This is a genomic window from Actomonas aquatica (assembly GCF_019679435.2).
Taxonomy (GTDB): Bacteria; Verrucomicrobiota; Verrucomicrobiia; order Opitutales; family Opitutaceae; genus Actomonas; species Actomonas aquatica.
The window spans coordinates 591,616-616,549 of the sequence record NZ_CP139781.1 but is presented as its reverse complement, the minus strand read 5'-3'; the positions used below and the strand labels follow the sequence as shown (position 1 = coordinate 616,549).

At 64.6% G+C, this 24,934-nt stretch carries 18 protein-coding genes; 7 read left to right on the top strand and 11 right to left on the bottom strand.

What is annotated here, in order from left to right; genetic code table 11:
• Positions 1–69: 69 nt before the first annotated feature.
• On the top strand, positions 70–1,791 hold the full coding sequence (locus tag K1X11_RS02435) for a pectinesterase family protein (RefSeq protein WP_221028725.1): 1,722 nt from the start codon (positions 70–72) through the stop codon (positions 1,789–1,791).
• A 109-nt stretch (positions 1,792–1,900) separates the two neighbouring features.
• Here K1X11_RS02435 and K1X11_RS02430 read toward each other — a convergent pair whose 3' ends face one another.
• From K1X11_RS02430 to K1X11_RS02385, 10 genes are all read right to left on the bottom strand, one after another.
• Positions 1,901–2,935: a virulence RhuM family protein gene (locus tag K1X11_RS02430; RefSeq protein WP_221028726.1), complete on the bottom strand. Its 1,035-nt coding sequence runs from the start codon at positions 2,933–2,935 to the stop codon at positions 1,901–1,903.
• A 212-nt stretch (positions 2,936–3,147) separates the two neighbouring features.
• Entirely contained in the window at positions 3,148–4,038 is an 891-nt protein-coding gene (locus K1X11_RS02425) for a sugar phosphate isomerase/epimerase family protein (protein WP_221028727.1), read from the bottom strand.
• Between the two features lie 110 nt (positions 4,039–4,148).
• Entirely contained in the window at positions 4,149–6,524 is a 2,376-nt protein-coding gene (locus tag K1X11_RS02420) for an alpha/beta hydrolase family protein (protein ID WP_221028728.1), read from the bottom strand.
• Positions 6,525–6,572: 48 nt separating this feature from the next.
• Positions 6,573–7,802: a hypothetical protein gene (locus K1X11_RS02415; protein ID WP_221028729.1), complete on the bottom strand. Its 1,230-nt coding sequence runs from the start codon at positions 7,800–7,802 to the stop codon at positions 6,573–6,575.
• A gap of 119 nt (positions 7,803–7,921) precedes the next feature.
• Positions 7,922–8,911 carry a hypothetical protein gene (locus tag K1X11_RS02410; RefSeq protein WP_221028730.1) on the bottom strand — a complete coding sequence of 330 codons (990 nt, stop codon included), beginning with the start codon at positions 8,909–8,911 and terminating at the stop codon, positions 7,922–7,924.
• 209 nt (positions 8,912–9,120) lie between these two features.
• Complete coding sequence (locus K1X11_RS02405) at positions 9,121–10,338, bottom strand: hypothetical protein (protein ID WP_221028731.1); 1,218 nt, start codon at positions 10,336–10,338, stop codon at positions 9,121–9,123.
• A gap of 19 nt (positions 10,339–10,357) precedes the next feature.
• Complete coding sequence (locus K1X11_RS02400) at positions 10,358–11,572, bottom strand: hypothetical protein (RefSeq protein WP_221028732.1); 1,215 nt, start codon at positions 11,570–11,572, stop codon at positions 10,358–10,360.
• An 11-nt stretch (positions 11,573–11,583) separates the two neighbouring features.
• Positions 11,584–12,843 (bottom strand): hypothetical protein, encoded by a 1,260-nt coding sequence (locus K1X11_RS02395; RefSeq protein WP_221028733.1) that lies wholly within the window; start codon positions 12,841–12,843, stop codon positions 11,584–11,586.
• 40 nt (positions 12,844–12,883) lie between these two features.
• Complete coding sequence (locus K1X11_RS02390) at positions 12,884–14,185, bottom strand: hypothetical protein (RefSeq protein WP_221028734.1); 1,302 nt, start codon at positions 14,183–14,185, stop codon at positions 12,884–12,886.
• Complete coding sequence (locus K1X11_RS02385) at positions 14,182–15,414, bottom strand: hypothetical protein (RefSeq protein ID WP_221028735.1); 1,233 nt, start codon at positions 15,412–15,414, stop codon at positions 14,182–14,184. Before K1X11_RS02385 ends, K1X11_RS02390 begins: the two co-directional genes overlap by 4 nt.
• Before the next feature lie 279 nt (positions 15,415–15,693).
• On the opposite strand from K1X11_RS02385, the gene K1X11_RS02380 reads away from it, so the two are divergent.
• Positions 15,694–17,592 (top strand): right-handed parallel beta-helix repeat-containing protein, encoded by a 1,899-nt coding sequence (locus K1X11_RS02380; protein ID WP_221028736.1) that lies wholly within the window; start codon positions 15,694–15,696, stop codon positions 17,590–17,592.
• 123 nt (positions 17,593–17,715) lie between these two features.
• Here the strand turns inward: K1X11_RS02380 and K1X11_RS02375 are convergent, their stop codons facing one another.
• Entirely contained in the window at positions 17,716–18,516 is an 801-nt protein-coding gene (locus K1X11_RS02375) for a helix-turn-helix domain-containing protein (RefSeq protein ID WP_225919193.1), read from the bottom strand.
• 250 nt (positions 18,517–18,766) lie between these two features.
• On the opposite strand from K1X11_RS02375, the gene K1X11_RS02370 reads away from it, so the two are divergent.
• Genes K1X11_RS02370 through K1X11_RS02350 form a run of 5 tightly spaced genes read left to right on the top strand, consistent with a single transcriptional unit; the run spans position 18,767 to position 24,864 of the window.
• Positions 18,767–20,191, top strand: coding sequence for an L-fucose/L-arabinose isomerase family protein (locus K1X11_RS02370; protein ID WP_221028738.1), 1,425 nt, complete (start codon positions 18,767–18,769; stop codon positions 20,189–20,191).
• Positions 20,184–21,038, top strand: a complete 855-nt coding sequence (locus K1X11_RS02365) for a transketolase (protein ID WP_221028739.1) — start codon at positions 20,184–20,186, stop codon at positions 21,036–21,038. Before K1X11_RS02370 ends, K1X11_RS02365 begins: the two co-directional genes overlap by 8 nt.
• On the top strand, positions 21,035–22,045 hold the full coding sequence (locus K1X11_RS02360; protein ID WP_221028740.1) for a transketolase family protein: 1,011 nt from the start codon (positions 21,035–21,037) through the stop codon (positions 22,043–22,045). Before K1X11_RS02365 ends, K1X11_RS02360 begins: the two co-directional genes overlap by 4 nt.
• 21 nt (positions 22,046–22,066) lie before the next feature.
• On the top strand, positions 22,067–23,590 hold the full coding sequence (locus K1X11_RS02355) for an FGGY family carbohydrate kinase (protein WP_221028741.1): 1,524 nt from the start codon (positions 22,067–22,069) through the stop codon (positions 23,588–23,590).
• Positions 23,587–24,864, top strand: a complete 1,278-nt coding sequence (locus tag K1X11_RS02350) for an MFS transporter (protein WP_221028742.1) — start codon at positions 23,587–23,589, stop codon at positions 24,862–24,864. The genes K1X11_RS02355 and K1X11_RS02350 overlap by 4 nt, the downstream gene beginning before the upstream one ends.
• The last annotated feature ends 70 nt before the right edge of the window (positions 24,865–24,934 follow it).

Here is a 24,934-nt window from a genome sequence, read left to right as displayed (position 1 = left end):
GCTCAACACCGAGCGCAGACACAGGATCGCCATGGGGCGTCGGCGAGCACACCCTCCGCCTGCTTTCTTATGAAGATGAACTTTCGATGCTTGTCGGTGTGGCGGCTCATGATCGGCGGCTGCGGACGCGTTGGGCTGCTGGTTTCGCTGTGGGTAATCCCGGCACATGCGGCGGTCCACGTGGCGGCGGATGGATCCGGAGACTTTTTGACCGTGCAGGCGGCGATCGACGCGGCTCCGTCCGCGGCGGAGACTGCGGACTGGTGGCAGATTCACCTGGCGGCGGGGACCTATGCCGAGGCGTTGACCATTCCCGCGGGCACGTCGCCGATTCACCTGATGGGGGCTGGCCGGGAGGCGGTGGTCATTCGTGCGGAAACGGGATCAGCCGCACTGCTCGTGGAGCACGGCGAAGTGTGGTTGGAGGGACTGACGCTTGAGCATACCACCGCGACCGGGCTGAAGTTGCAGGGCGGACGCAACGTGCTTCGGCGCTGTCGCGTCGTGGGAGCGGATCGTGCGGCGGAACTGGAGGGCGGTCGCGCGTTCTTCGAGGACAGTTTTCTGGAAGCGACGGACGCGGTGGTGACCACGGATGCGGCCACGGCGTTTTTGGAGCGATGCCATTTGCGGCTGCGCGGCGAGTCCGGCGCAGCGACGGTCGCGGCGACACCGGCCGCGCTGGACTACGGGCTGGTATTGGCCAATTGCCGAGTGTCGGCGCCGGCAGGCAGCACCGTATGGCTGGGCGAAGCGCGCAGCGCGACGGCCGCAGTGGCTTGGCTGAACACCAATCTCGGCGCCGCGGTGGCTCCGGCGGGTTGGCGCCTCGGTGTGGAGAATCTGGATACGGCAGCGCTGCGATGCATGGAGTTCAACAGCCGCGGCGCCGGAGCGACCTCAGCGCAACGGGTGCGGTGGGCCAAACCGGTGACCAAAATCCAATCGCTGGCGTGGAACGCACCGGCCGTGTTGGCCGGCGAGGATGCGTGGAATCCGGTGCTGATCGATGTGCCGCCGGCGCGCTTCGTGCGCGATGTCGTTTACGGCGATGCGGACGCCGCGGCGTTGTTGCTCGATATCGCGGTGCCGGCCGGTGACGGCCCGTTTCCGGTGGCGCTGATCGTGCACGGCGGCGGGTGGATGGGCGGCGACAAGACCCGTGATATTGATCCGTTGTTTGCGCCGCTCACAGCCCACGGGATGCTGTGGGTGTCGATCAACTACCATCTGGCGCCGGAGGTGCGCTGGCCGGCACCGGAGGAGGATGTGCGGGCGGCGATTCGTTGGGTGCAGACCCACATCGGCGCCTACGGCGGTGATCCCGACCGGGTGGCGATTTTTGGGCACTCGGCGGGCGGGCAACTGGCCTTCATGGCCGCGATGGCCGAACAGACCGCGGGGCGCGGGGTGCAGGCGATGATCGGGATGGCGCCAGTGACCGATTTTGTGGCCGACAGTGAGCGCCGTGGCGGACCGAGTATCTCGCTGCAGGCGTTTCTCGACATCGATGCTGAGTTGCGGGACGCGGTGTTGCCGCGCCTGCGCGAGACGTCGCCGCTGTTCCGCCTCGAGACGGCGCCGCCACCGGTGCTGATCCTGCACGGGGAAAGCGACAAGACGGTGCCCATGACACAGACGGACGCGTTTGCCGCGCGGGTGCGGGAGCTGGGCGGCACCTGCGACGTGCAGGTGATTCCCGGTGCCCCCCATTCCGTGGTGGAGTGGGACCTCCACGATGCGGCCTGGACCGACGCGATGATCGCATGGCTGCAGGCGCGCGGCTGGTGATTCAGGTCTGAAGAACCTTTTTCAGGTAACGGGTATTGGCGCTGGATGGCCTCGCGCAAGCGCCCGAACCATACGAGGTCGGCACATTAGACGATGGATTCGTCGATGCTCATGGTTTGGGCTTTTTGGGTTTCGGCAGCTTCTTTACCTCGGCATCGAGCAGTTCGAGCAAATCCGCTTCCCCCTGTGCTTCCAACTCCTCGCGACGGCGGGCGGCGAAACGCTCGTATTCCTCCTCGGCCAGTCGGTGAGCCTGCTCGCGTTTTATTTTCCCGGCATCGGGCAGAATGGCACGTTCATTAAGATTCAGGAAATCATGGAGCCGGGTGATCCAATTTTGCAGAAAAATCTGCTTCTTGCGCCGGGCCTGATCCTCCGCGAAATCCAGGAACATCACGACGATTCGGTTCAGCTCCTCGATCTCGTCCTCGCGCAGATAGTTCTTGGCGATAGTCACATCCGCCTTCCGCACCACGCCGGTGCGCCACGCCATCAGCCCCATATTGGGCTGGGATGAATCCGCCCGTTCCGCGATTAACTCAGCAGCCGTCTTTCCGGTCGCGGCATAGTGCAGCTTGTTTTGGATGGTTTGGAAAAACACCTGTGTGTCCGGCTCCGTGGGCTCGTAGTCCGCCGCGAGAGCGAGAATTTCCCGCACCCGCAGATAGACCCTTCGCTCGCTGGCGCGAATGTCCCGGATCCGCTCCAGCAACTCATCGAAATAATCGATGTTCCCCTTGCCTGGCGGATTTTTGAGCCGTTCGTCGTCCATCGCGAAGCCCTTCACGATGTATTCCCGCAGCCGTTGGGTGGCCCAGATACGGAACTGCGTGCCCCTTCGCGATTTCACCCGGTAGCCCACCGAAATAATGACGTCCAAGTTGTAGAACTCGACCTGGTAGGTCTTCCCGTCGGCCGCAGTTGTTGCAGATTCTGCAACAACTGAATCCCGGACCAGCTCCCCCTCCTGAAAGACATTTTTGATATGACGGGAAATGACCGATTTGTCCCGCTGGAACAGGTCCGCCATCTGATTGAGTGAAAGCCAGACCGTCTCACCAGCCAGCCGCACTTGCAGCCGCGTCCGCCCATCCTCTGTCAGATAGAGGATCAGGTCTGAATCCGGTTCGGGTTGGTTCTTCATGGCATCGTCTCCTTTCCGATTGAAATTTGAACTCTGCGGAAATGTCGAACGGTTGTCTGGCCTTTCCCGGGGCTGAAAGCGCGGGGAGGAGAAGCCAGACCGCCACTCCGGCTCGTTTTACGGAAGGCAACAAAGGGAACAAAGAACGAGAGCGGGTCCTAGGGCTTCGTTCGCTTCGCTACCTTCCGTGAGCTGCTGCACCCAGCCGGTGCTCAGGACTGAAACACCTTTTTCAGGTAGCGGGTGTTGGCGCCGTAGTTGCCGACGACGTCGCGGGTGTTGCTGGCATCGCGGGAGCGTTCGATCACCAACCAACCGTGCCAGCCCATGTCGTCGAGGGTCGCCTTCACCGCCGGTAGATCGATCTGCGGGTCGTTCTCCAACCAGTGCACATCCTTGTTGCTGGCGTGGATCTGGCAGATGTTGGCGGCACCGAGAGTGCGGAGTTCGGCGTGCAGGTCGCGGTCGTTTTGGAGGGCGTTGGCGAAGTTGAAATAACTCTTAACGGCCGGGGAATCGATGTCCTGCAGCAGGGCCAACTCGCCGGCGGCGTCGTAGGCGCTTTCGATGCCGATCACCACACCGGCGTCGGCAGCGCGCTGGCCGGCGGCCTTGAGTCGGGCGACGACGGCGGGGCGCAGCTCCGGATGGGCCACGAGATCGCTGCGCACTCCGAGCGGCAGGAAGATGGTCCTCACGCCCATCGCCACGGTGGTGGTGATGGTATCCTCGACCACACGCTCGATGCCATCGCGCTCGGCGAACGACTGCGCGTAGAAGCCGGACATGGCGATGGAGCTGAGGCGAAGGTCGTATTTGGCGGCCTCGGCGAGGAATTGTTCGCGGGCGGCGGGGTCGAGCAGCTTGTTGTCAAAGGTGGGCCGGTCACCGAGTCCGCCCATGTCGAGCTCCAGACCATCGGCGCCGATCTCGGATGTGCGTTTGAAGGCGCCCAGTTTTTGGCGTTTGAGAATCATCCAGTCGCAGACCGCGACGGGAAAGCGCGGCAATGCGGACGGTGCGGCGAGCAGGCGGGGCGCGAGGGCGGCCGCGGCGAGCGCGGTGGCGGATGTAGTGAGAAAGTAGCGACGAGTGAGGTTCATGAGGGGTTTATTTGGGGCCCACTGAACACACGGAGCATACGGAATTTTCAGATACAGCGGCAGTCCTTCTGTGTATTCAGTGTGCTCCGTGGGCGACTCAGTGAATCAATTCAAGGTTCCTTCACCTCGACCGATTCACCGATATCGACGCCGAAGTTGTAGACGTGGGTGTTGATGAAATCCTCGATGCGCGCGTAGGTCGTGGATCGGGCCAGCGGAAGACCGTTCGCGAAGTCTTCGGAGAGATCCATGAACTCCGACTCCGGGCTGGTGTCGCGGATCGAACGGGCGAAATTTTTGGCGGCACTGTAGGTGGAGCGACGCCAGGTGGCTTCGTCGGCGCCCGGGAAGGCAAAGATAAGACTCGGCACGGAAAGTTCCTTGGCGTCCTGCTCCAGCTGTTTGGCATCGAGCAGCTCTTGGGGCCCGTAGTAGGAGCGCACGAGTTGGGTGCCGGGATCACGGGATTCCCAGTCCTCGCGGCGCAGCCAGGCTTTCAGGTCGATCGGCGGTTCGAGCGTGACCGTGCAACGGAAGCGATCCGGATGCAGGGCCGCGGCGCGCAGGGCGACGTAGCCGCCCCAACCGGAACCCACGAGGCCGACCCGCTTGATGTTCAGATTGAACGACTGGCCGACCTGATCGATCACCGCGAGCAGATCGTTGATTTGGGCGGCGTCATAACCTTCATGAATCGCCTCGCGCGCCTTGATGCCGTGGCCCCAGGCGCCGCGCGCCGAGAGTTGCACGACACCAAAACCCATCCGGGCGAGGGCCTGAATCTCGGGTTGAAAGTCTGGCTGCACCCGTTCCCACGGCTGCGATGGGCAGACCACAATCAGCGGCGCCGGCATGACCCGCGGATCCTGCGGCAGGGTGAGCTGGCACTCGATATCATGGCCGTCGGCAGTGACCGTGAACGCGATGACACGGTTGCTGGCGAGGGAGTTCAGCCAAGGTGCGCGTTGGGCGAACTCGGAGAGTTTTCCACTCGTGCGATCAAAGAGGTAGAAGCGGCCGGGACCGGCGACGGAGTTGGCAAACACCAACAAGGTGCGACCGGCCTGATCCCATTCGACGATTTCGACATTGCGACCGGGCAGCACCCGCTCGAGCGCACTCTGGCTCGCCTGCAGAATCGGATCGAGCCACAGGGTGCTGCGGCGTTGATCGCTGATCCGCACGCCCTTGAGGGCGCGGGTGTAACGATCAAACACCAGAGTGCCGGGCGGGAGAAACGCATCGAGTGGACGCGGGATGAGATCGAGCGAGGGATGCTCAATGGCGAAGTCGGTGGGCGCGCCCGTATCCAGATCGAGGGCATAGATGCCAAAGACGTCGCGACCGACGTTCGACGCGTAATAGAGCAGAGCCGGGTTTTCAGCGAAACCGATCGGGATCGCACGCTCGGTGAAAAAGGTGACCGGGGTGCTGTCGAAGGCCCCCGCCGGCAGGCCGGCCATGACGGCCAGCGAATCATCGCGGAAGCCCGCGCCGCGATCGACCGCGAGTCGGTGAGGAAACGCGAAGTTGGTGGTGGCGGGCGCACTGATGCGAGGCACGCCCTGTTGATCGAGCAATTGCAGTCGATCCTCGTCGACCGGGTAGGAGGCAATGGATTCGACCTTGCTGGTGACTGGATCGAGGTCGAAGAGCGCGTGACGCCGACCGCTCGCGGTGCGCACGAGCACGTGGCCGGGATCGACGCGATTGAGGTCGAAGATGGACGGGCTGTGCCAGGCGGTGCCGAAGCCGGTTTCGGGGTCGAACACATCGGAGTCCTGCCCGAGCGAGAGAATGAAACGGTCACTGTCGCTGGTGGAGAACAAGCCACCGTCGATCGTGGGTTCCTCCTCGCGTGCGGCGGCCCGCGCGGCGGCGGTGCCGCCTTCGTTGTAGTAGGGATCATCGACCGTGGCCGTCAGCATGCTGCGATCGCGCGCGGCGGAAAAATCCGGGCTGGTGGTGCCGTCGGTCAACAGCTCGGGGACGTCGCGCGAGGTGAGCACGACACGCGCATCGGAGCCATCGGCCTTGAAGGTGAGAATGACGCCGGGAACGCTACCACGGGCATCGACGGCGGTCTGACTATTGGTTTCCACCACGACCCGTTCGTTGTCGACCCAGCGCATCCAGTTGATGCGAGCGGGCACGTTCTCGTCGTTGCGCGCAAAGCGGGGCGTGGCGGTGGCGTCATCGACCACCAGAACCTTGGCGAGGGCCTGATCGAGGCGCTCGGTTGCCACCACGAGCACAAAGATGTTGCTGCCTTCCCGAACCGTGTAGGCGAGGTGGCGGCCATCGGGCGAAAGAGTGGCCAGATCGGTCTGCGCAGGGCGGAAAAGATCGACGAAGCGGTCGCTCGAAACGGCCGGCGCGGCGCCGATGGAGGGGAGTTTGAGTTCGGGCAGTGCAATGTCCTGGGCAAGCAGCAAAGAGGCCGAGGCAAGCAGACCGGACACGAGAGTCGCGGGGCGGAGGGGCATAAAAGTGAGGGGAGGGGGAAGGGGCGAGGGGAGGCGAAGCCGATGCGGTCAGCGGGTGAGTCGTGCGCGCAGATACTGTATCAGGGATTTGGTGACATCGGCGTCGACCGGCATCTTGTGTCCGCGCGGGGCGGGCTCAGGAACGAAGACGAAGGGCACGCGCTGTTGTTTCAGCTTTTTTTGCAGCACCGTCATTTGATGCAGGGCGTGCGGCGACTCGTTTGGGGTGATTGTGAGGAACAGCGGGGGAGGCGGGTTTTCCGGGTCGAGGTAGTCGAGCGCCCCGGCTCCGCGCCAGATGCGGACCGCGGACTCGATCGGGCCCCAGGCTTTTTCGTATCGCGGGATCATGGGATCGTCGGTCAGGAGATCGAGGTAGGTGAAGCGGCCCGACATGATGATACCGCCCTGCACGTCGGCCGAGGGACCGTGGGCGATGCCATGATCGACGAAGGTGCCGAGGTGCCCGGTCGTAGCGAGGAACAGGGCCATGCCGCTACCCCGGGAAAAGCCGGCGGAGACTATGCGATCGTTGAGCGGAAGCTGGCGCTCGACCGTGGCGGCGCGCAGCACTTGGACGGCGGCGGCGGCGCGGTAGCCGCTCTCGGGCATGGCATCGAGCCCCTTGTAGGGCGCGTCGACCGGATGGTCGGCCATGGCCGCCGCGTGGCCGGCCAAAGCGGCGACCGGCATGAGTGTATCGGTGCAGAAATTGAGGGAGAAGTTGCCCATGCGATTGGCGTTGTCGCAGGAAAACTCGAGGACCGTGCCGACCGGCACAGCCGGTTCGGCCGGATAGATGAGATCGAGCGCGAGGGTGCGGCCCGGGGCCGCGTAGAAGGCAACGTCGGTGAGCAAGCGACAGCCAGCCGGAACCAGAAACACGCGGTTGAGATCAACGCTCGGGCCGAAGTCGAGTTGCTTGGATTGCAGGTCGGCGCGCAGCGCAACGAGGGTGGGGACAAAGTCGGCGATGGAGTGATAGCTCGATGCGAGGGCGGAGAAATCGGCGACGGCGACGCGATGACCGTCGCGAGCGAGATCGGCGATGAGGGTCGCGTCATTGACGGTGCCCACGCGGTCAAACGGCAGGCCCGTCAGGTAGAGCGCGAGGGAGGTCGGCGCCTCCAGAGACGTAGGCGCAGGGGCGGCTTGCAGCTCAATGGCGACTGCCGCCTCGGCCCCAACGGGCGTCCAGTTGATGCGCTCGGCCCGGGTCGCCATCGGCGCGAGGACGAGAGCCAGCAAAACGGCCAGAAAGCGACGAACACGGGGCATGATGAGCAGACAGGAAAGGGAGAAAACGGCGCGGAACGGCAGAGAGTAGCAGGTGGGACCCGCAGGAACTGCATGGGTTCAGATAACTTGTGCCGGGATTGTAGGAATCGGGCAGAAACCTATCCTCCGGGCTGGAGCCCCGCTTCGGCTTGCAGGAGGCTGTTCATCCAGCTCGCGGCGTAGGCGAGATACAGTTCGTAGCCTTCAGTGGACAGGGCGGCAGCGAGGCGGGTGCGAGCCTCTACGGCAAGGGCGGCCTGCTGCGCGGTTTTGGCATCGCTTGAGAGGCTCCGGTCGCGAGTGAGCGTGCGTTCGCGGGCGCTGATGTCGTCCTGGATCGATTGGAGCGTGATGGCGGTGGTGAACGGGAGGTCGAGACGGGAGACGATGAGGTTGGCCCGGTCGTTGCCGAAGGTCGCTTGGGCGAGTTCGGCGTAACGTTGTTCGCCCAGGGCGGCGGTGAGCGGCTCAGTGTAGTTCGCCAAGTCGCGGCTGAAGGATCGACTGTCCGCCATGATCGTGACGATGGTGTCGAATTCCTGCTGGGTTAGGAGCAATCCATCGAGGTTGTTGCGCAGGAAGAAGGCGGCCCGGCTCTCGTAGAGGAGGTAGGCCGCGTATTCGGTTTCAGTGAATCGTTCCCGCAGGCCGGCCTCGAAGTTGGATTCGGCCTGTTCGCGTTGGGCGCGATTCGCGACCGTGGCCGCGTCGGGTTGGCCGTTGATTATGCGTGTGCTTTGATCGCGCGGCGTCTCCTTCCTCAGCGTATCGCGCAGTTCGCGCACGACGGCGGCCACATGCTCAGGGGTGCGGCGCATGGCACGACGAACCGATAGCGCATTGGGCTCAAATTGAAGGGTCTGCGGATCCTCGCCGAACAGCTCGCGGTATGTCGCAACGTCGGCCGTAACCTCGCCGCGACGCCGCGCCAGAGATTGCCGTTGACCTAAATCGGTGATCATAGCCATGCGCCGCCAATAAGGTGCCTGGCGGACCTCCTCGGACTCAAACAACGAAGGCGCGCGGATGCACTCCCACACGATCGCTTTCACGGTGGCTTCGTCGAAACCAGCGGCACGCAAACGAGCGGCAAATTCGGCTGGATCCACATCGACAAGACGCGACCAAAGATCCGGAGCGTCCGCGGTGTGTCCGGTCGCCACCACGGGGTTTGCCGAAGGGGATGGAGATGGGGTAGTGGAGGCGTCCGCGGCGGGCCGCATCGTGGCCAAAAGCACGACGTTGAGCACGACAGATGCGGCGATGGCGAGCAGCCCGAGCGAGCGCCGTCTGGTTGAAGGAGAGGGAGCCGTTGGCCTCATGGGCGGGGTTGGGCCAACCGTTGGCGGATGAAGGTCAGATGCCGGCCCAGCGAGCTGGACGGCAGAGCGGCGAGTGCATCGGGCGGCAGTAGCGCCGCGAGCTGTTGGTCGGCTTGCGTCAGCAGGGCAGTCAGCGCGGTGTTGCGTTGCTCGACGGTGAGGTGCGGGTCGGAGCGCACCTGCAATTCCTGGGACCTAAATGAGCGGTCCAGCCGCAGCAGGCCGCGAGTGGTGTCGGAGCCCAGACCAAATTCTTGGACGAAACGATTGTATTGGAGGAAATTTCGATCGAGGGCGTCGGTAAGGTCGGCGGCGCGGTCGGGCGGCAGGGTGGCGGCGAATCGGGCCAGGAGCTCTTTCCACGCCTGAGACCGAGCGCGGTTTCCCGAGTCGCTCATGGCGAGAGGAGAAGACGGCACAGATTCCGCGAGTGGGGAGTCCTCGTAGAGTTCCAAGAGCGAAGCGTATTCGGCGGCGGTGGCGTCGAAGTGCTGCAGCTGGCGTTGCACCGCCGAAGCGGACGGCGAAAACCGGCGTTGGTATTCCTCGTAATCTGCCGGACTGAGCACGGCGCGGATCTCATTGTCCTGCTCTCGATCGAGGTAGTTGAGCACCTCGCGATCGGTTGAAGTGAAGATGCCCCCATTCTGCGCCAGCAATGAAGCCCGCAGGTCCCCGTAGTCGTCGTGCAGTTGTCTCATCACGGACCGTTGAGCAGGAGGGAGAAAGTCGAGCTTGGCTTCGTGGTAGTGCCTGCCTTCCTCCGGCGCATAAGCATCGTCGCCGAGCAAGTCGACCAAGGCCGCATGCTCCTCCCGGCCGAGTAGAGAAACCTCGCGGCGCAGATCGTCGGGCAACCCACGATAAGGGGTCCAGTAGGGCAGCGCGGCGGAACGCTCGACCAAGGCCTGCCACCGGCTGATGAACCGGGCGTGAACCCGTGGGCGAATCAGGAGACGAATGACATCGGCGGGCACTCCGGCCGCGCGCAGGCGGGCGACGGCGTCGGCATCGGAGGGGGTCGGGTCGGTGAGGTAGGCGGCGAGCTCCGTATCCGGAATGTCGTGACGCAGCGATGGGCGGATCGGCTCCGCTTGAGCGTGGGCTTCGGGGGGAGCGGTCGTTGGACGCGGCGAAGGATCACGTTGCCGCCACCAGAGGGCACCGATGACGAGATTGCTCGTGAGGGTGAGTGCAAGGAGGAGACGAAGCATGGAGCGTGGATCGAGAGCCCTACGGACCGGGAGTGCGTGAGGGCGGGCCTTGCAGGCCGTTCAGCCAGGACCCGGCGTAGTCGAGGTAGAGTTCCAGGTCTTCGGGTGAGAGGGTGGCGGCGAGGCGGTCGCTGGCTTCGGTGCCGAGCGCGGTGCGCTGGGCCTGTTTTTCGGCGGCACTGGCAGTGCGATCCCGGTTCAGGGCGCGGCTGCGGTCGAGGATGTCGTCGCGGATACCTTGGAGGGCGATGGCCGTGCTGGCCGGCAGTGCCATCCGCTCGACAAAGCGGTTGATTTGAAAATCGCCCTGCACACTTTGCGCGAACTCCGCGTAACGGTCTTCGCCCAATGCGTCCGTGAGGGCGGCGGCATGTTGGTCGAGTGCCGACCGGAAATCCGCCGCAGGACCAAAAATCTGCGTGATGGCGTCAAACTCGGCTTGGTTCAGGTCGAGCACGCCGGCCCGGCTGCGGAGCATGTTGGCGGTGTCACTGGCCGTGCGCAGATAGGTCTCGAATTCGGCCGGCGTCAGCTGGGCGCGCAGGGCAGCCTCAAACTGTTCATTGGCGGCCTCTTCGCGCGCCAACAGCGCTCGGGTGGCTTCGTCGGGTTCACCATTCACATAACGCCGACCACTGCGGGAGCCGCGGGCTTCGTCGCGCTGTTGGCGCAGATTGCTGATGCGGTCATTGACATCGGCGCTGAGCCCATTGCGGGAGCCATAGACGGTGTGATAGTCGGGGCTGAGCAGGCCGTAGGGATTTTCGCCAAAAAGGGCTTTGAATGCCGCTACCTCGGAACCGCGCTGACCGCGATTCCGCTCCATCTGGTTGCGGCGATTGATGTCGTTGCTCACCGCGCGGCGGCGCCAGTAGGGCGCGTTGTCGATTTCATCCCCCGCGGCGTGATCCGCCGCAGACATGCGCGACCAGACGATCAGCCGAACCAGTTTTTCGTCGAAACCGGCGGCGCGAAGTTGGTCCGTCAACGTGGCCGGGTCGTCGGACTCGAGATCCGCCCAGAGATCGCGTGGTGGCAGCGTGGCTGCCGATTCGGCGGCGGTCGGGGTGGGCGCATCGGCGGTCGCCGCGGAGGTGTGCGCATCGGGTGGTGCCGGTGACTCGTTTGGGGCGACGAACAGCGCCGCGAGCAGGCCGAGATTGGCGATGGCCGAAAGGACGAGCACGAGGATGGCGACCCGCATCGCGCCGCGTTGAGAGGAAGTGGAATTCATGGCGAGGAGGTTCATGGGCGGGGACGGGACAGGCGGCGTTTGAGCAATTGGAGTTGGCGACCGCCGACGGAGCTCTGCCAGGCGTTGCGGGTTTCGGGGTTGGGCAGAATCTGGCCGAGGTCCTGCTCGATGCGGTTGATGATCGCGGTGAGTTCGAGATCGCGCTGGGTGGGACTCATGTCGCCGCCGTTTGCGAAGAAGGCGCGTTGTTGTTCCTCCAAAGAGCGGTTGAGCCGCACCAACTGCAGCGTCACGTCGCGGTCGAGGCCCTGCTGACGAGAAAAGCTGTCGATCATCGAATAGCGGGGATCGAGCGAGTCGGTCCACAAGGCGGCGCGCTCCTCGGGCAACTCGGCGGCAAACTGCTCGACGAGTGTCCGCCATTGTTGCTCCCGTTGCTGTGCCTCCGCCTGAGTGAGGCCGGCGCTACGAAACATCGCGAGCGGAGGCTCGATCGCCGCGTTGTAGAGTTCGAGCAGGCGCAGGTATTCCGCCTCGGTGGCGGGAAAGGTGGAGATGCGTTCCTGCAGATCCACCGCGGCGTTGCCGGCCTGGATTTGGAAGGCGGCCAACTCCTCGGGCGTGAGCAGGGCGGCGAGCTCCTGCTGCATCTCGGTGTGGAGGAATTGCAGGACTTCGCGATCACTGGCGGTGAAAATGCCCATCGACTCGATCATCAGATCGGTTTGCAGATCCGAGTAGTCACCGAGGATCTGGCCGACTTCGGCGCGTTTGGCGGCGGACAGGAAGGTCATCGCCGAGGTGTTGGAGAAAAAGCTGTTCTCTTCCGGCAGAAAGGCGTCTTCGCCGAGTGACGCAGCCCGGGCGGCCCGTTCGTCGCGGACCAAAGCCTGCACGGCGCGGCGCAAATCCGTGGGTATGCCTCGGGTCGACATCCAATAGGGCGTTTGCTGGCGAAGATCGACGAGCGCCTGCCATTGGTCGACAAAGCGGGCGTGCACGCGGGCGTGGATGATCTGGCGAATCACATCGATCGGCACCCCGGCGGCTTTGAGCCGGGCCACCAGATCGACATCCGACAGCGCGGCATCGGTGAGGTAAGGCCCGATGGCTGCACCGGTGATGACGGCGGTGTCCGGTTGCGCGGCCTCGGACGGATCGGTGGTGGTGGCGCTGGCGCTGGTCGCAGCGGAGAGAGACGACGAGGCGGCGGACGCGGAAGGCGGCGACTTATGTTGCCACCAGAAAAAGCCCAGAGCGGCGTTGGCGATCAGGGACGCAAAGACGGCGAAGCGAAGTATGGGGGGCATCGTTGAGGAGGGGGTAAGGGGGCGTGTGGCGCTCGAGAGTTCACCCGCCGTTGCCACCGGCTCGCAAACGGGTGTCAGGGGCGGCATTCACCGGTTGACGGTCGGTGGGGACGTTGGGGGTGCGGGGACGAGGGGGTGGGTTCAAGCGGGTGAGTGCATCAATCCACTGGCCGCTGGTTTGGCGGTAGGCCTGGACGCCTTCAGGCGGCAGCAAGGCGTCGAGTTGTTCCAATGCCTCGGTGGTGAGGGCCTCCAGTCGGGCGGCGCGGGTCGCGGCGTCGAGCGAGGCATCGCGGATGGTGGCGGCGGCGCGCTGGTTGATCTCTTTTTGCAGAGCCTCAATTTGCGTGGCGGTGTCGTAGGACAGACCCAGGCGCTCCACGAGTTGATTGGTCCGGCGATCGCCGGTGGTGGCCTGTTGGAGAGCGAGGTATTTTTCCTCCCCCAGCAGCGACGTCAAAGAGTCGCGATAGGGGGTGAGATCGGAGGGAGCGGTGGCCAAGTCCTGCAGAGCTCGAGCGGTGACATCAAATTCGCCCTGGGTGAGGGAGACGCCACTGGCGCGATTCTGCAAAAGGCGCGCGCCCGAGTTGGCGCGCTGTTGATAGGCGGCGTAGTCGGCCGGGGAGAGGGCGACCCGGAGCTGGTCGTCAAACTGGGTTTGCAGGGAGGCGAGCAGAGCGGCGCGTTCGGCCGGATCGCGCACGGCGCGAAGTCGATTCTGCAGCGCCTGTTTGGCCTGATTGTGGGCGCGGTTGAGTTCGGCGATCTTTTCGTTCGCGGCCAGACTCATGCCGGTGGAGGCGGCGAAAACATCCTTCCAGCCCGGTGAATATCCCTGGTTGGGTGAGGCGCCGAAGAGCTCGCGAAACAGGGCGTAATCGGGCCGATCCCCGGTGGCTGGATCGCGCTGGGCGCGGAGTCGATCCATGGCTTGCGTGGAGCGGCTGCGTCGCAGCCAATACGGGGCTTCTTGCACCTCGGAAGCGTTTTCCGGGGTGAAGTGGATCCGCTGCCAGACGAACTCGCGCACGACCTCCTCCGGCACACCGGCAGCCCGCAAACGCTGGATCAGTTCCGCCGGATCGGTGGTGTCGAGTCGGGACCAAAGGTGCGCATCGGCCGTGAACGGATCGGGAGTCGCAGGTTCATCCTGGAGGGCGGGCAGAGACTCGGGCGCGGTGGGCGCGGCGGCAGGAGCCAAGACCGGCGTGGTGGGCGGAGCCGGCGTGGCCCGGCGAAAAACCACCGCGGCGACCAGCGCGAAGTTGGCGAGCAATGACAGGCCGAGGAGCAGCCCGAGGCGGCTCTGCCCGGCGGAGGAAACGGTGGCGGTTTTCATGGGCGCGAGGCTCTTTCTTTGAGGCCGCGAATTTGGAGGCCGATGAAGGTGCGTTGATACGCGTCGCGGGTGGCAGCTGGCAGCAGGGCTTGCAGCTTTTGGTCGGCAAACTGGATCAACGCCTGTCGCGCCATGAGGTATTGGGCGTCGGTGGAGTTGGCGGGATACGCGTTGAGGGCGTCTGCCTGCGTTTGGAAATCACGCTCAAAGCGGTAGAGGGCACGAATGGTGCCAGCGTCGAGTTGTTGCTGCAGTCCGAAGCGCTCCGTCATCTGGTAGCGGCCATCGGTTTGCAGGGCCCATTCCTCCGCTCGTTCACCTTCGAGGGAAGCGCCGAAGGAATTGAGGACATCCTGCCAGGCATGTTGGCGTTGCGCGCGATCGCGGGCGCCGGTTGGACCGATCGGCGGGGAGTCCGGTGCCGCGCCGAACTTCTGGACGAACTGCGCGTGGAGTTCGAGCAACTGCAGGTATTCCACCTCAGTCGCAGCAAAACCGCGCAGGGAGTTTTGCACCTCGAGAGCGGCGGGACTGTGGCGGCGTAGATACTCGGTGTATTCTGCCGGGGAAAGCAGTGCCTGAATTTCGGCGTCTTCCTCCTGGCGGAGCATCTGCAGAATGGCCTGATCCTCCGGCAAGGCCACGGCGCGGGCTTCCCGCCAGGTTTTGTTACGCAGATCGGCGTAGTCATCCAGCAGCTGGGTCAACACGAGCCGTTTGGAAGCGGGCAGGTAATCGTATTCGGCGGTCGAAAGTTGTCCCGGTTCGCCCTCGAGCGCATCGGGACCGAGCAGGTCAATGAGCGCCTGATTTTCGCGACGATCCAGATCGCGCATCGCCTGGCGCAAGGGATCGGGGATGCGGTTGCCGGAACCGTTCCAGTAGGGTTGGGCGGCGGCTTTTTCGACCAGCGCCTGCCAATCGGCAGCGAAGCGAGCGTGCACGCGTTGGCGAATGATCTGACTGATGAGGGCCGCAGGCAGTTGGCAGTGACGGAGGCGCTCGATGAGCGCCGTATCGTTCAAAGCAGGATCTGCGAGCAAGGCGGCCAATGAGGGCGGTGGTGGCGCCTCCCGGGCGTTGGTGGCGGAGGCCGCGTCATCACGGTCCGCGGCGATGGAAGCAGGAGGCAGAGGCGGGGAGCGATCAGGCTGCGGTGTTGTGGTCCACCACAGGAAGCCCAGCGCGGCGTTGGCGATCAGGGACGCGAAGACGGCGAAGCGAAGCATGGGGGCATGGGGTGTTCGAGGGGTCGACACGCTGGGGCCAGCTCGCGTGAGGCGGTAGAATAGCGGTTGGACGCGTGCAATGCTGCCGGAGTTCAAAGAAGTTTTAGCGGCATCGTAGGGGCCGGGCGACCGGCGTGAAATCGGGGCGGCCCGTTGCCGAGAATCGTGCAAACTATGCCGGGATTCTAGGAGCGCGTCTGACGAGGTTTGCCTAGCGGGTCAGTAACGTGCGACGAACGCAGGATGCCCCTCCGTGTTTCGCTGTTTTTCGTTCGTCATTTGAACGCGCTGTGCGCCATGGGTCGTGCCGGACGCTTCCTGATGATGGTGGTGATGGGGGCGGCGTTGGCGGCCGAGGTGGCACAGACAGCTTCGGCCGCGCCGGTGGAGGTGTGGGTGGCGCCGGAGGGGCAGGCCGGGGCGAGCGGCACGATCGAGGCACCGCTGGGCAGTCCGGCGGAGGCGCTGCGGCAGGTGCGGGAGTGGCGGCGCACACGGGATCCGCGCGTGGAGGAGGGCGCGCGCATTGTCTTGCGCGGCGGACGATACGAGGTCGCCGAAACCATCATCCTGCGACCGGAGGACAGCGGCACGGCGGCAGCTCCGTTGGCAATCGTGGCGGCGCCGGAGGAGGTGCCGGTGTTGAGCGGCGGTCGACCGGTGACCGGATGGCGACCCGCGGAGACTTTGCCAGCCCGCATGGGTCATGCCCCGGCCGGGGCGGTGTGGGTGGCCGAAGTGCCGGAGTGGCGGGGGCGCCCACTGGAGTTCCGGCAGCTGTGGGTCAACAACGTGAAGGCGGTGCGCGCGCGGTATCCGGAAACCGATGACATGCGTCGTCTGGTGGCCTGGAACACGCCGGCGCAGGAGGCGGAGATTCCGTTGGAAGCATTGGGCGGCGTGCAGGACATCCGCGAAGTGGAGATGGTCATTCACCAGATGTGGGAAATCGCGGTGCTGCGGCTGCGCACGGTGGCCGCGGACGGCGGCGCGGCGTGGGTGACCTTTCAGGAGCCGGAGGGGCAGATCCAATTTGAACACCCGTGGCCGCCGCCGGTGGTGAATGCGGATAAACCCGAGCGCAATTCAGCCTTCTATTTCACCAACGCGCCGGAATACCTGAGCATGCCCGGCGAATGGTGGCTCGATCGCCGGGCCGGACAGGTTTATTACTGGCCGCGGGCCGGCGAGGATTTGACGACGACTGAGGTGATCGTGCCGGCGTTGGAAACGGTGCTGGAACTGGCCGGTTCCACCGACAATCCGATCCGCCACGTGTCGTTCGAGGGTCTGACCTTTGCGCACAGCGGTTGGCTGCGGCCCTCGCTGGCCGGCCATGTGCCGCACCAGGCCACGATGTTTATGACCGAGGCCTACAAGTTGCGCCCCAAGGGCACGCCGGATTGGCGCAGTCTGGACAATCAGGCGTGGGTGGGCCGTTCGCCGGCGCTGGTGCTGGCCAATGGTATCAACCAAGTGAGTTGGCAGGCGTGTCGGTTTACTCACGGGGCGATGGGCGGTCTGGATCTGCAGCATGCCGTGCAGGATACGACGGTGGAGCGCTGTGCGTTCCGCGACCTCGGCGGCAATGGCGTGCAGGCAGGTTACTACGGCGACCGCGCCGGGGAGGTGCATTTACCCTACCGTCCGGCGGATGAGCGGGAGCAGGTCGCGCGGGTCACGATCGCGCACAATCGGGTCGATGACACGGCCAACGAAGATTGGGGCGGGGTGGGGATCAGCGTGGGGTTTGCCCGCGAGATGTTGGTCGCGCACAACGAGATCGTGAGCACCTCCTACACGGGCATCAGCCTGGGGTGGGGATGGTCCCGCACGCCGAGCGTGATGTCCAACAACCACGTAGTCGGAAATCACATACAGCGCTTCGCCACCCGCAATACCGACACCGCGGGCATCTATCTGGTGGGGGCGCAACCCGGCTCGGTGGTCGAGCGCAACGTCATCGAAGAGCCGGTGCTCTGGCCTTGGGTGCACGACCCGGAGCACTGGGGCTTCGTCTACCTCGACGAAGGGTCGTCCTACACGACTGTGCGCGACAACTGGGCGCCGCGGGAAAAGTTCATCAAAAACGCCAACGGTCCCGGCAATGTGTGGGAGAACAACGGCCCGATGGTGGAGGCGGACGTGCGCGAGGCGGCGGGACCGGATGGGCATTGATCCCATCTTTCTCGTTCTCGTTATCCCGAAGATTGCGGGCGGCGGTGGGATTTCGGCCCGCGGGGATAAAGATAACGATAAAGAATAAAGAGAAAGATCGGGGCAGGGCCCCGGGGCGTCCCCTCAGTCCCGGTCGCGGTCGGTTTCGGAGAACTCGTGCTCGGCGCGGTATTCGCGCGGGGTGCAGCCACAAGCGCGGCGGAAGGCCTCATTGAAACGGCTCACCGAGTTGAAGCCCGAGCTGAAGGCGATCTCGACGATCTTCTCGTCGGTGGTCGCGAGCAGACGTTGGGCGTGGGACACGCGGTGATGGGTGAGGTAGTCGATGAGGGTCGTGCCAAACGCCTTTTTGAAGAGGTTCATGGCGTAGTTGGGGTGCAAGCCGACCTCCTTGCTGATCTCGCTGACGGAAAGCTGTTCGGTGTAACGCTGGGCGACGATGCAGGCCATCTGTTCAACGCGGTTGAGTCCACCCGCCTGCAGCGACAGGCGACTGCTGCGGTGCTTGGCATCGGAGGGCGGCGGCAAGCCAACGGCCAGGCGCCGCAGACGAGCTTCCATCTCCAGCATGACGATATCGCGGGCACCGTTGCCGCCTTCCTCCAGGTCCTGTTGCCACTGCTCAAACATGGACAAATCGAAGGCCGAACGGTCCGCCGTCGCTTCGCTCACAATCTCACCGCGCATGAGCGGAATGGTGAGCCGCTCGGGCAGTTCGCATTGGATGAACCAGGAGAGCGGAATCGTCGCGACGAAGTATTCGGTGCCGTTCGAATAATCGATGATCTGGTGCGGAATCGCCGCCCAGAACGCGCTGAGGTGACCCGCGTCGACCTTCACCTTGCTCCCGCCGAGCAAGTAGGTGACGGAGCCGGACTGCAGCATATTGAGCTCGATCTCGTTGTGATGATCGGGCCGGGGCATGGGGGAGGGGCTCCAGCGAACGCAGGTGAAGCCATACGGAGAGAAGTCGGGGCGCTTGGGGTCAAACTGAACCATCGTTAGAATACCGGTGGTATTTGGGGTGATTTCGGAAGAAACGAAGCGGAAGATAATCTAAGATGACGATTCGAGTCAATCGTCCACCCCGCTCGAATTTCACCCCTTAACGCTTTTGTGGTCCGCGCGCTCCGGTTGGACACCGAGTTCGCCGGTCCGCCCTTTCGTTCCTCCCATGTCCGCATCCCCACCCGTTCTTGGCGTCATTTTTGGCAATCGGGACTTTTTTCCCGATCGCCTCGTGCCTGATGCGCGAGCCGATATCGAACAGCTTTTCGGCGAACTCGGCGTGGAGGCGGTCATGCTTTCACCCGACGACACCAAGCTCGGCGGGGTCGAAACGCACAGCGATGCCCGCAAGTGTGCCGAGCTCTTCCGCCGCGAGCGTGATCGCATCGTCGGCGTGCTGGTGGTGCTGCCCAATTTCGGCGACGAAAAGGGCGTGGCCGACACCCTCAAGCTGGCGGAGCTGAACGTGCCGGTGCTCATCCAGGGTTACCCCGATGAGCTCGACAAACTCGATGTGATCCGCCGCCGCGATTCGTGGTGCGGCAAAATTTCGGTATGCAACAACCTGCGTCAGGCCGGTATCCCGTTTTCCCTTACAACGGAACACGTGGTTCGGCCCGACGCACCGAGTTTCCGCGCCGACTTGGCGCATTTCCTGGCGGTCTGCCGCGTCGTGCGCGGACTTCGGGGCGCGCGCATCGGCGCGATCGGCGCCCGACCCGGTGCCTTCAACACCGTGCGCTACTCGGAAAAAATCCTCGAGCGCGCCGGCATTTCGGTGACGACGGTCGACCTGTCTGAGATCCTCGGCGCAGCGGCCAAGATCACCGAAGAGGACGCCCGGCTCGTCGCCAAGATCGCCGAGATCAAGGCCTACGCCAACACCTCCGCCGTGCCGCCGGCCAAACTCGTGCAAATGGCGCGATTGGGCGTGGTATTGGATGACTTTGTCGCCGCCCATCATCTCGATGCGACCGCGCTGCAGTGCTGGAACTCCGTCCAGGCGAACCATGGCTGCAACGTCTGCACTTCGATGAGCATGATGAGCGAGGCCATGAACCCCAGCGCCTGCGAGGTGGATGTGACCGGCGTGCTGACCATGTATGCCATGCAGCTCGCCGCCGGTTCGCCGAGCGCTCTGGTCGACTGGAACAACAACTACGGCGCTGATCCCGACAAGTGTGTGCTCTTCCACTGCGGCAACTGGGCGAAGTCCTTCCTGCCCGACGTCAAGGTGCTCAATGCGCCCATCCTCGGCACGACGCTCGGGGTGGAGAACACCTGGGGCGCGCTCGACGGTCGCACGCCCGCGGCCCCGCTGACCTACGGACGTATCACCACGGATGATACGACGGGCCGTATTCGCGCCTACGTGGGGGAGGGACAACTCACCGACGACGCCCTGGCCACCTTTGGCAACCGCGCCGTCGCGCAGGTGCCCAAGCTGCAGAAGCTGATGCGCCACGTCTGCGAAAACGGTTTTGAGCACCACGTCGTCATGAACGCCTCGCGCACCGCGAGCGTGTTGCAGGAGGCCTTCAGCCGCTACCTCGGCTGGGAGGTTTACCACCACGAGGCTCCCGATGCCTGAGCGCTGGACCGATCACGCGCTGGCGTTGCGGGCGATCGAGCTGCGGCGACGCCTGTTGCGACTCATCGTTGATGCCGGCGCCGGCCACACCGGTGGCGGCCTTTCGTCGCTCGACATCCTGCAGGTGCTCTACCGCCGCGTGCTGCGCGTCTCGCCCGAGACCGCGACCGACCCGCGGCGCGACCGCTACGTGCAAAGCAAAGGCCACTGTGTGGAGGCGCTCTACACCGTGCTGGCCGACTGCGGCTATTTTGATCCGGCCGACCTCGCGACGGTCTGCCATTATCAATCGCCTTATGTGGGTCACCCGACCCGCAAGATCAGGGGTATTGAGGTCAATACCGGCGCCCTCGGCCATGGCCTGCCTATTGGAGTCGGCATGGCTCTCGCCGCCCGCATGGACGAAGCCCCGACCCGGGTCTTTGTGCTAATGGGGGATGGCGAACTGGCCGAGGGCTCCAACTGGGAGGCCGCTCAGGCCGCCGCCCACTACGGCCTCGATCGCCTCGTCATGATCCTCGACCACAACCGCCTGCAGATCACCGGCAGCACCCGCGACGTCATGTCCAACGAACCGCTGGCCGACAAGTGGGCCGCCTTTGGCTGGCACGTGCGCACCGTGGACGGACACGACTACGCCGCGCTCACCGAGGCGCTCAACACCCCGCCTCCCGCCGGCCAACCGCTCTGCATCCTCGCCGAGACGGTGAAAGGGAAGGGGATCAGTTTTATGGAAAATGTCGGCAAGTGGCACCACGGCGTGCCGTCCGCTGAACAACTGGCCCAGGCCCTCGCCGAACTCGATGCGGCCGAAGCCGCCCTGCGCGCCGAGGAGGTCTCCGCATGAGCGCCCCCGCTCCCTCCATGTTTACGCCCGCCGCCACTGAGATGGCCCAACAGCTGGGACTTTCGAAGGGCCGCGCCAATCTCGAGGTATTCGCCGAAACCCTACAGGAGCTCGCGACGGCCGACCGCAACGTTCTCGCGGTCACCAGTGACTCCCGCGGCTCCGGCAAGCTCGGGCCCTTCGGTCAGGCCTTGCCTGCCCAGATCGTCGAAGTGGGCATCGCCGAGCAAAACCTCGTGGGCATCACCGCCGGCCTCGCGCTGAGCGGCAAGAAGGCCTTCGGGGTGTCGCCCGCGTGCTTCCTCACCGCGCGCTCGCTGGAGCAGATCAAGAACGACATCGCGTATTCCAACGCCCCGGCCGTGGTGGTCGGCATTAGTGCCGGCGTGAGCTACGGTGCGCTCGGCAGCACGCACCACTCACTGCACGACTTCGCGGCGCTGCGCGCGATTCACAATCTCACCATCATCGCCCCGGCCGACAATGCCGAGACCCGCGCCGCCGTGCGCCTGGCGGCAGCCGCGCAACGCCCGGTCTTCCTGCGCTTTGGCAAGGCGGCGATGTTTGACCTTCATTCAGACGCTCCCGATCTCGCCAACGGTCGTGCGCTCACGCTGCGCGACGGCAGCGACGTGGCGTTTATCGCCAGTGGTGAAACGGTCGTGCACGCCGTCCTCGCCGCCGGAGCGCTGGCGGCGGAAGGCATCAGTGCCCGCGTGCTCAGCGTGCCCACGATCCGTCCCCTCGATATGACGGCCGTGCTCGCGGCGGCCCGTGCATGTCGCGCCGTGGTCACGGTGGAAGAACATTCGGTGCACGGCGGACTCGGTGAAGCGGTCGCGGCAACCGTGCTGCAGGCCGGCGTGGCGGTGCCATTCCGCATCGTCGGTATCCCCGACGAGGATACGGTCACCGGGGCTCAGGCCGACATCTTCCGCCACTACGGCATTTCGATGGAGGGACTCAGCGAAGTGGCCCGCTCTCTGTTGACGCCGCCGGCGGTTTGAACAATCGGAGACGACGCCCCGATGCTCTACCTCGCGCTCGACCAAAGCACCTCCGCCACCAAGGCGCTGCTCTTTGATGGGGCAGGGCAGGTGATCGACCGCGCCGCGCGCGATCATACCCAGCACTATCCGCAACCGGGCTGGGTGGAGCATGATGCCGAGGAGATTTGGGCCAACACCGTCACGTTGCTCGACACGCTCGCCCAACGCCACTCCGCGCGCTGGGCCGACGTGGTGGCCCTGAGCATCACCAATCAGCGCGAAACCATCGTGGTGTTTGATCGCGCCACCGGAGCGCCGCTGCACCGCGCGCTGGTGTGGCAATGCCGCCGCGGCGAAGCGATTTGCCGTCGTCATCTGGACGCGGGCGACGAGGCGCTCGTGCGCAGCCGCTCGGGTCTGAAGATCGATCCGTATTTTTCGGCGTCCAAGCTGCAGTGGCTGATGGAGGAGCATCCCGAAATCGCCGCCCGGCTCGACGACGGTTCGGCCCTCATCGGCACAATCGACACCTACCTGATTTACCGCCTGACCGGCGGCGCGGTCTTCGCGACCGACGGCACCAACGCCTGTCGCACGCTGCTCTTCGACATCGGTCAACAGCGCTGGGATGCGGAACTCTGCCGCTGTTGGAACGTGCCGGAGCGCGCCCTGCCGGAAGTGCGCGAAAGCTCCGCCGCTTTTGGCGAAACCACCCTGGATGGCCGTTGGGCCCGCCCCTTGCCGATTCGCGGCGTCATGGGCGACTCGCAGGCCGCCTTGCTCGCGCAGGGTTGTGTGGAGGCGGGCGAAGCCAAGGTCACGTTTGGCACCGGCTCGTCGCTGTTGCTCAACATCGGGGCGCGGCCGCAGTTCTCCACTCAAGGCGTGCTGACGACGCTGGCGTGGACGATCAACGGCGAGAGCGCCTACGCCTATGAAGGTGTGATCATTTCCTCCGCCTCGACGCTCAACTGGCTGCGCGACCAACTCGGACTCGCGGCCAGCATCAACGAACTCGAGCAGTGGGCGATGGGCTTGCCCGACAATGGCGGGGTGTATCTGGTGCCCGCCTTCACCGGCCTGGGTTTGCCCTATTGGGCGCCCGACGCACGCGCGGCGATCACGGGGCTGAGCAGTCACAGCGACAAACGCCACCTCGCGCGCGCCGCTTACGAATCCATTTCCTATCAGGTCGCCGAGGCGCTCGACGCCATGCGTGATGAAGCCGACGTCGAACTGACGGCGATCGCCGCCGATGGCGGTCCGACCGTGAGCGCGTTCCTGATGCAATTCACCGCCGACATGACGCAAGTTGAGCTGCGCGTCGCGGCCGTGGCCGAGTGTTCCGCGCTGGGCGCGGTGCAGGCCGGGCGGCTCGGACTCGGGCATCTGACCGCACTGGCCGACTTGAGCGGCGCCAGCAAATCCGGGGCGGTCTATCGGCCCGAACGATCCGAAACCGAAGGTGCCGACATGCTCGCCGGATGGCGGCAAGCGGTGCAGCAAACCCTCTCTTTCAAATCCATTCCCACCCAGTCCCCAGACCCCCTCTTGGCCCCATGAGTTCTCCCACTGCAGACGCCCCTGCCGAAGGCACCGTCATCACTCGTCAACAATGGAAATGGTCGGCGCTCGCCGGCATGGCTTCCTATCTCGACGCCGGATCGATCGTCGCCCTCGGCGTGGGCATGGTTAATTTTGAAAAGAACTTCGGCCTGTCCAAAGGAGAGGTCGGCACGCTGGCGGCAATCGGTCCCAATGCCATCGGTTGTGCGGTGGGGGCGATTTTTGGTGGTTGGCTCGGCGACAAGCTCGGGCGCAAACGCATCTACAAATGGGACCTGCTGGTGTATGCCCTCGGCATCCTGTTGGTCGCGTTGGCGATGAACCGCGAAATGCTGTTTATCGGCACGGTGATTGTCGGCTTGGCGGTCGGCGCGGATGTGCCGACGTCGTTGGCGCTGGTGGGTGAGTTCGCTCCGGCCAAGGCGCGCGGCAAGTTGCTCGGCTTCACGCAGGTATCCTGGTGCCTGGGCCCGGTGATTGTATTTGTGATGGCGGCCGCCCTGTCGGGTTTGGGCCTGCTCGGCACGCGCATCGTATTGTTCCACTTGTTTGTGGTCGCACTGGTGACCTGGGCGCTTCGGCGGGGGTTGTCGGAATCGGCCCGCTGGAAGGCCGCCGCCTCGGCCGGCGCGGTCAAACAAAGCGTGTCCGCGCTCTTCAAAGGACGTAACCTGCGCTACCTGATCTGGACGGCGACCATCTACCTGTTCTGGAATCTCGCCGCGGGCACCGCCGGTATCTTCAACCCCTACATCATCGAAACCCTCGGCGCGGGCGGACCGGTGGCCAGCGTGCTGCTGTCGTGCTCGGGCTTCATCATCGCGATGCTCGTGATCGTGTTTGTGTTCATGCGCCACTCCGACGGCAACTATCGCACGCGTCGACTGATGTGGGGCATCGGCGCAGTGGTGCAGGTGATCGCTTACGGCATGCTGCTGTTCCTGCCGTTCAGCATCCCGGTGGTGTTGGCCAATATCATCCTGTTCTCGGCCGGCGGAGCGCTGGCGGGCGAAGCGTTCTACAAGGTCTTCAGTCAGGAACTGTTCCCCACGCTGCTGCGGAGCACGGCGCAGGGCATCACCTTCGGCGTGGCGCGCGTGTTGCTCGGCATCTGGAGTTTCTTCGTCCCGGTGTTGGCTTCGGCTGGCATCGGCCAGGTGGCGGGCCTGCTCACGCTGTTCCTCTTTGTGAGCGGCGCCGTGGGTTATTTCTTCATGCCCGACACCTCCGGCAAATCGCTGGAGCAGATCGAGGCGGAGAACGCCGCCTGAACCTTTTTCGGCCCCCCCACATTTCCTTCGACGGCGGGCGGTGCTAAGGTCCCGTGATTGCCCTCTCATC

Bases quoted from the DNA above. Each gene is read 5' to 3' on its own strand.
- K1X11_RS02355 (WP_221028741.1), top strand. From the start codon at position 22,067: ATGCTCTACCTCGCGCTCGACCAAAGCACCTCCGCCACCAAGGCGCTG.
- K1X11_RS02350 (WP_221028742.1), top strand. From the start codon at position 23,587: ATGAGTTCTCCCACTGCAGACGCCCCTGCCGAAGGCACCGTCATCACT.
- K1X11_RS02415 (WP_221028729.1), bottom strand. From the start codon at position 7,802: ATGCCCCGTGTTCGTCGCTTTCTGGCCGTTTTGCTGGCTCTCGTCCTC.
- K1X11_RS02425 (WP_221028727.1), bottom strand. From the start codon at position 4,038: ATGAACCTCACTCGTCGCTACTTTCTCACTACATCCGCCACCGCGCTC.
- K1X11_RS02430 (WP_221028726.1), bottom strand. From the start codon at position 2,935: ATGAAGAACCAACCCGAACCGGATTCAGACCTGATCCTCTATCTGACA.
- K1X11_RS02400 (WP_221028732.1), bottom strand. From the start codon at position 11,572: ATGAATTCCACTTCCTCTCAACGCGGCGCGATGCGGGTCGCCATCCTC.
- K1X11_RS02435 (WP_221028725.1), top strand. From the start codon at position 70: ATGAAGATGAACTTTCGATGCTTGTCGGTGTGGCGGCTCATGATCGGC.
- K1X11_RS02375 (WP_225919193.1), bottom strand. From the start codon at position 18,516: ATGCCCCGGCCCGATCATCACAACGAGATCGAGCTCAATATGCTGCAG.
- K1X11_RS02385 (WP_221028735.1), bottom strand. From the start codon at position 15,414: ATGCTTCGCTTCGCCGTCTTCGCGTCCCTGATCGCCAACGCCGCGCTG.
- K1X11_RS02390 (WP_221028734.1), bottom strand. From the start codon at position 14,185: ATGAAAACCGCCACCGTTTCCTCCGCCGGGCAGAGCCGCCTCGGGCTG.
- K1X11_RS02395 (WP_221028733.1), bottom strand. From the start codon at position 12,843: ATGCCCCCCATACTTCGCTTCGCCGTCTTTGCGTCCCTGATCGCCAAC.
- K1X11_RS02420 (WP_221028728.1), bottom strand. From the start codon at position 6,524: ATGCCCCTCCGCCCCGCGACTCTCGTGTCCGGTCTGCTTGCCTCGGCC.
- K1X11_RS02370 (WP_221028738.1), top strand. From the start codon at position 18,767: ATGTCCGCATCCCCACCCGTTCTTGGCGTCATTTTTGGCAATCGGGAC.
- K1X11_RS02360 (WP_221028740.1), top strand. From the start codon at position 21,035: ATGAGCGCCCCCGCTCCCTCCATGTTTACGCCCGCCGCCACTGAGATG.
- K1X11_RS02405 (WP_221028731.1), bottom strand. From the start codon at position 10,338: ATGCTTCGTCTCCTCCTTGCACTCACCCTCACGAGCAATCTCGTCATC.
- K1X11_RS02365 (WP_221028739.1), top strand. From the start codon at position 20,184: ATGCCTGAGCGCTGGACCGATCACGCGCTGGCGTTGCGGGCGATCGAG.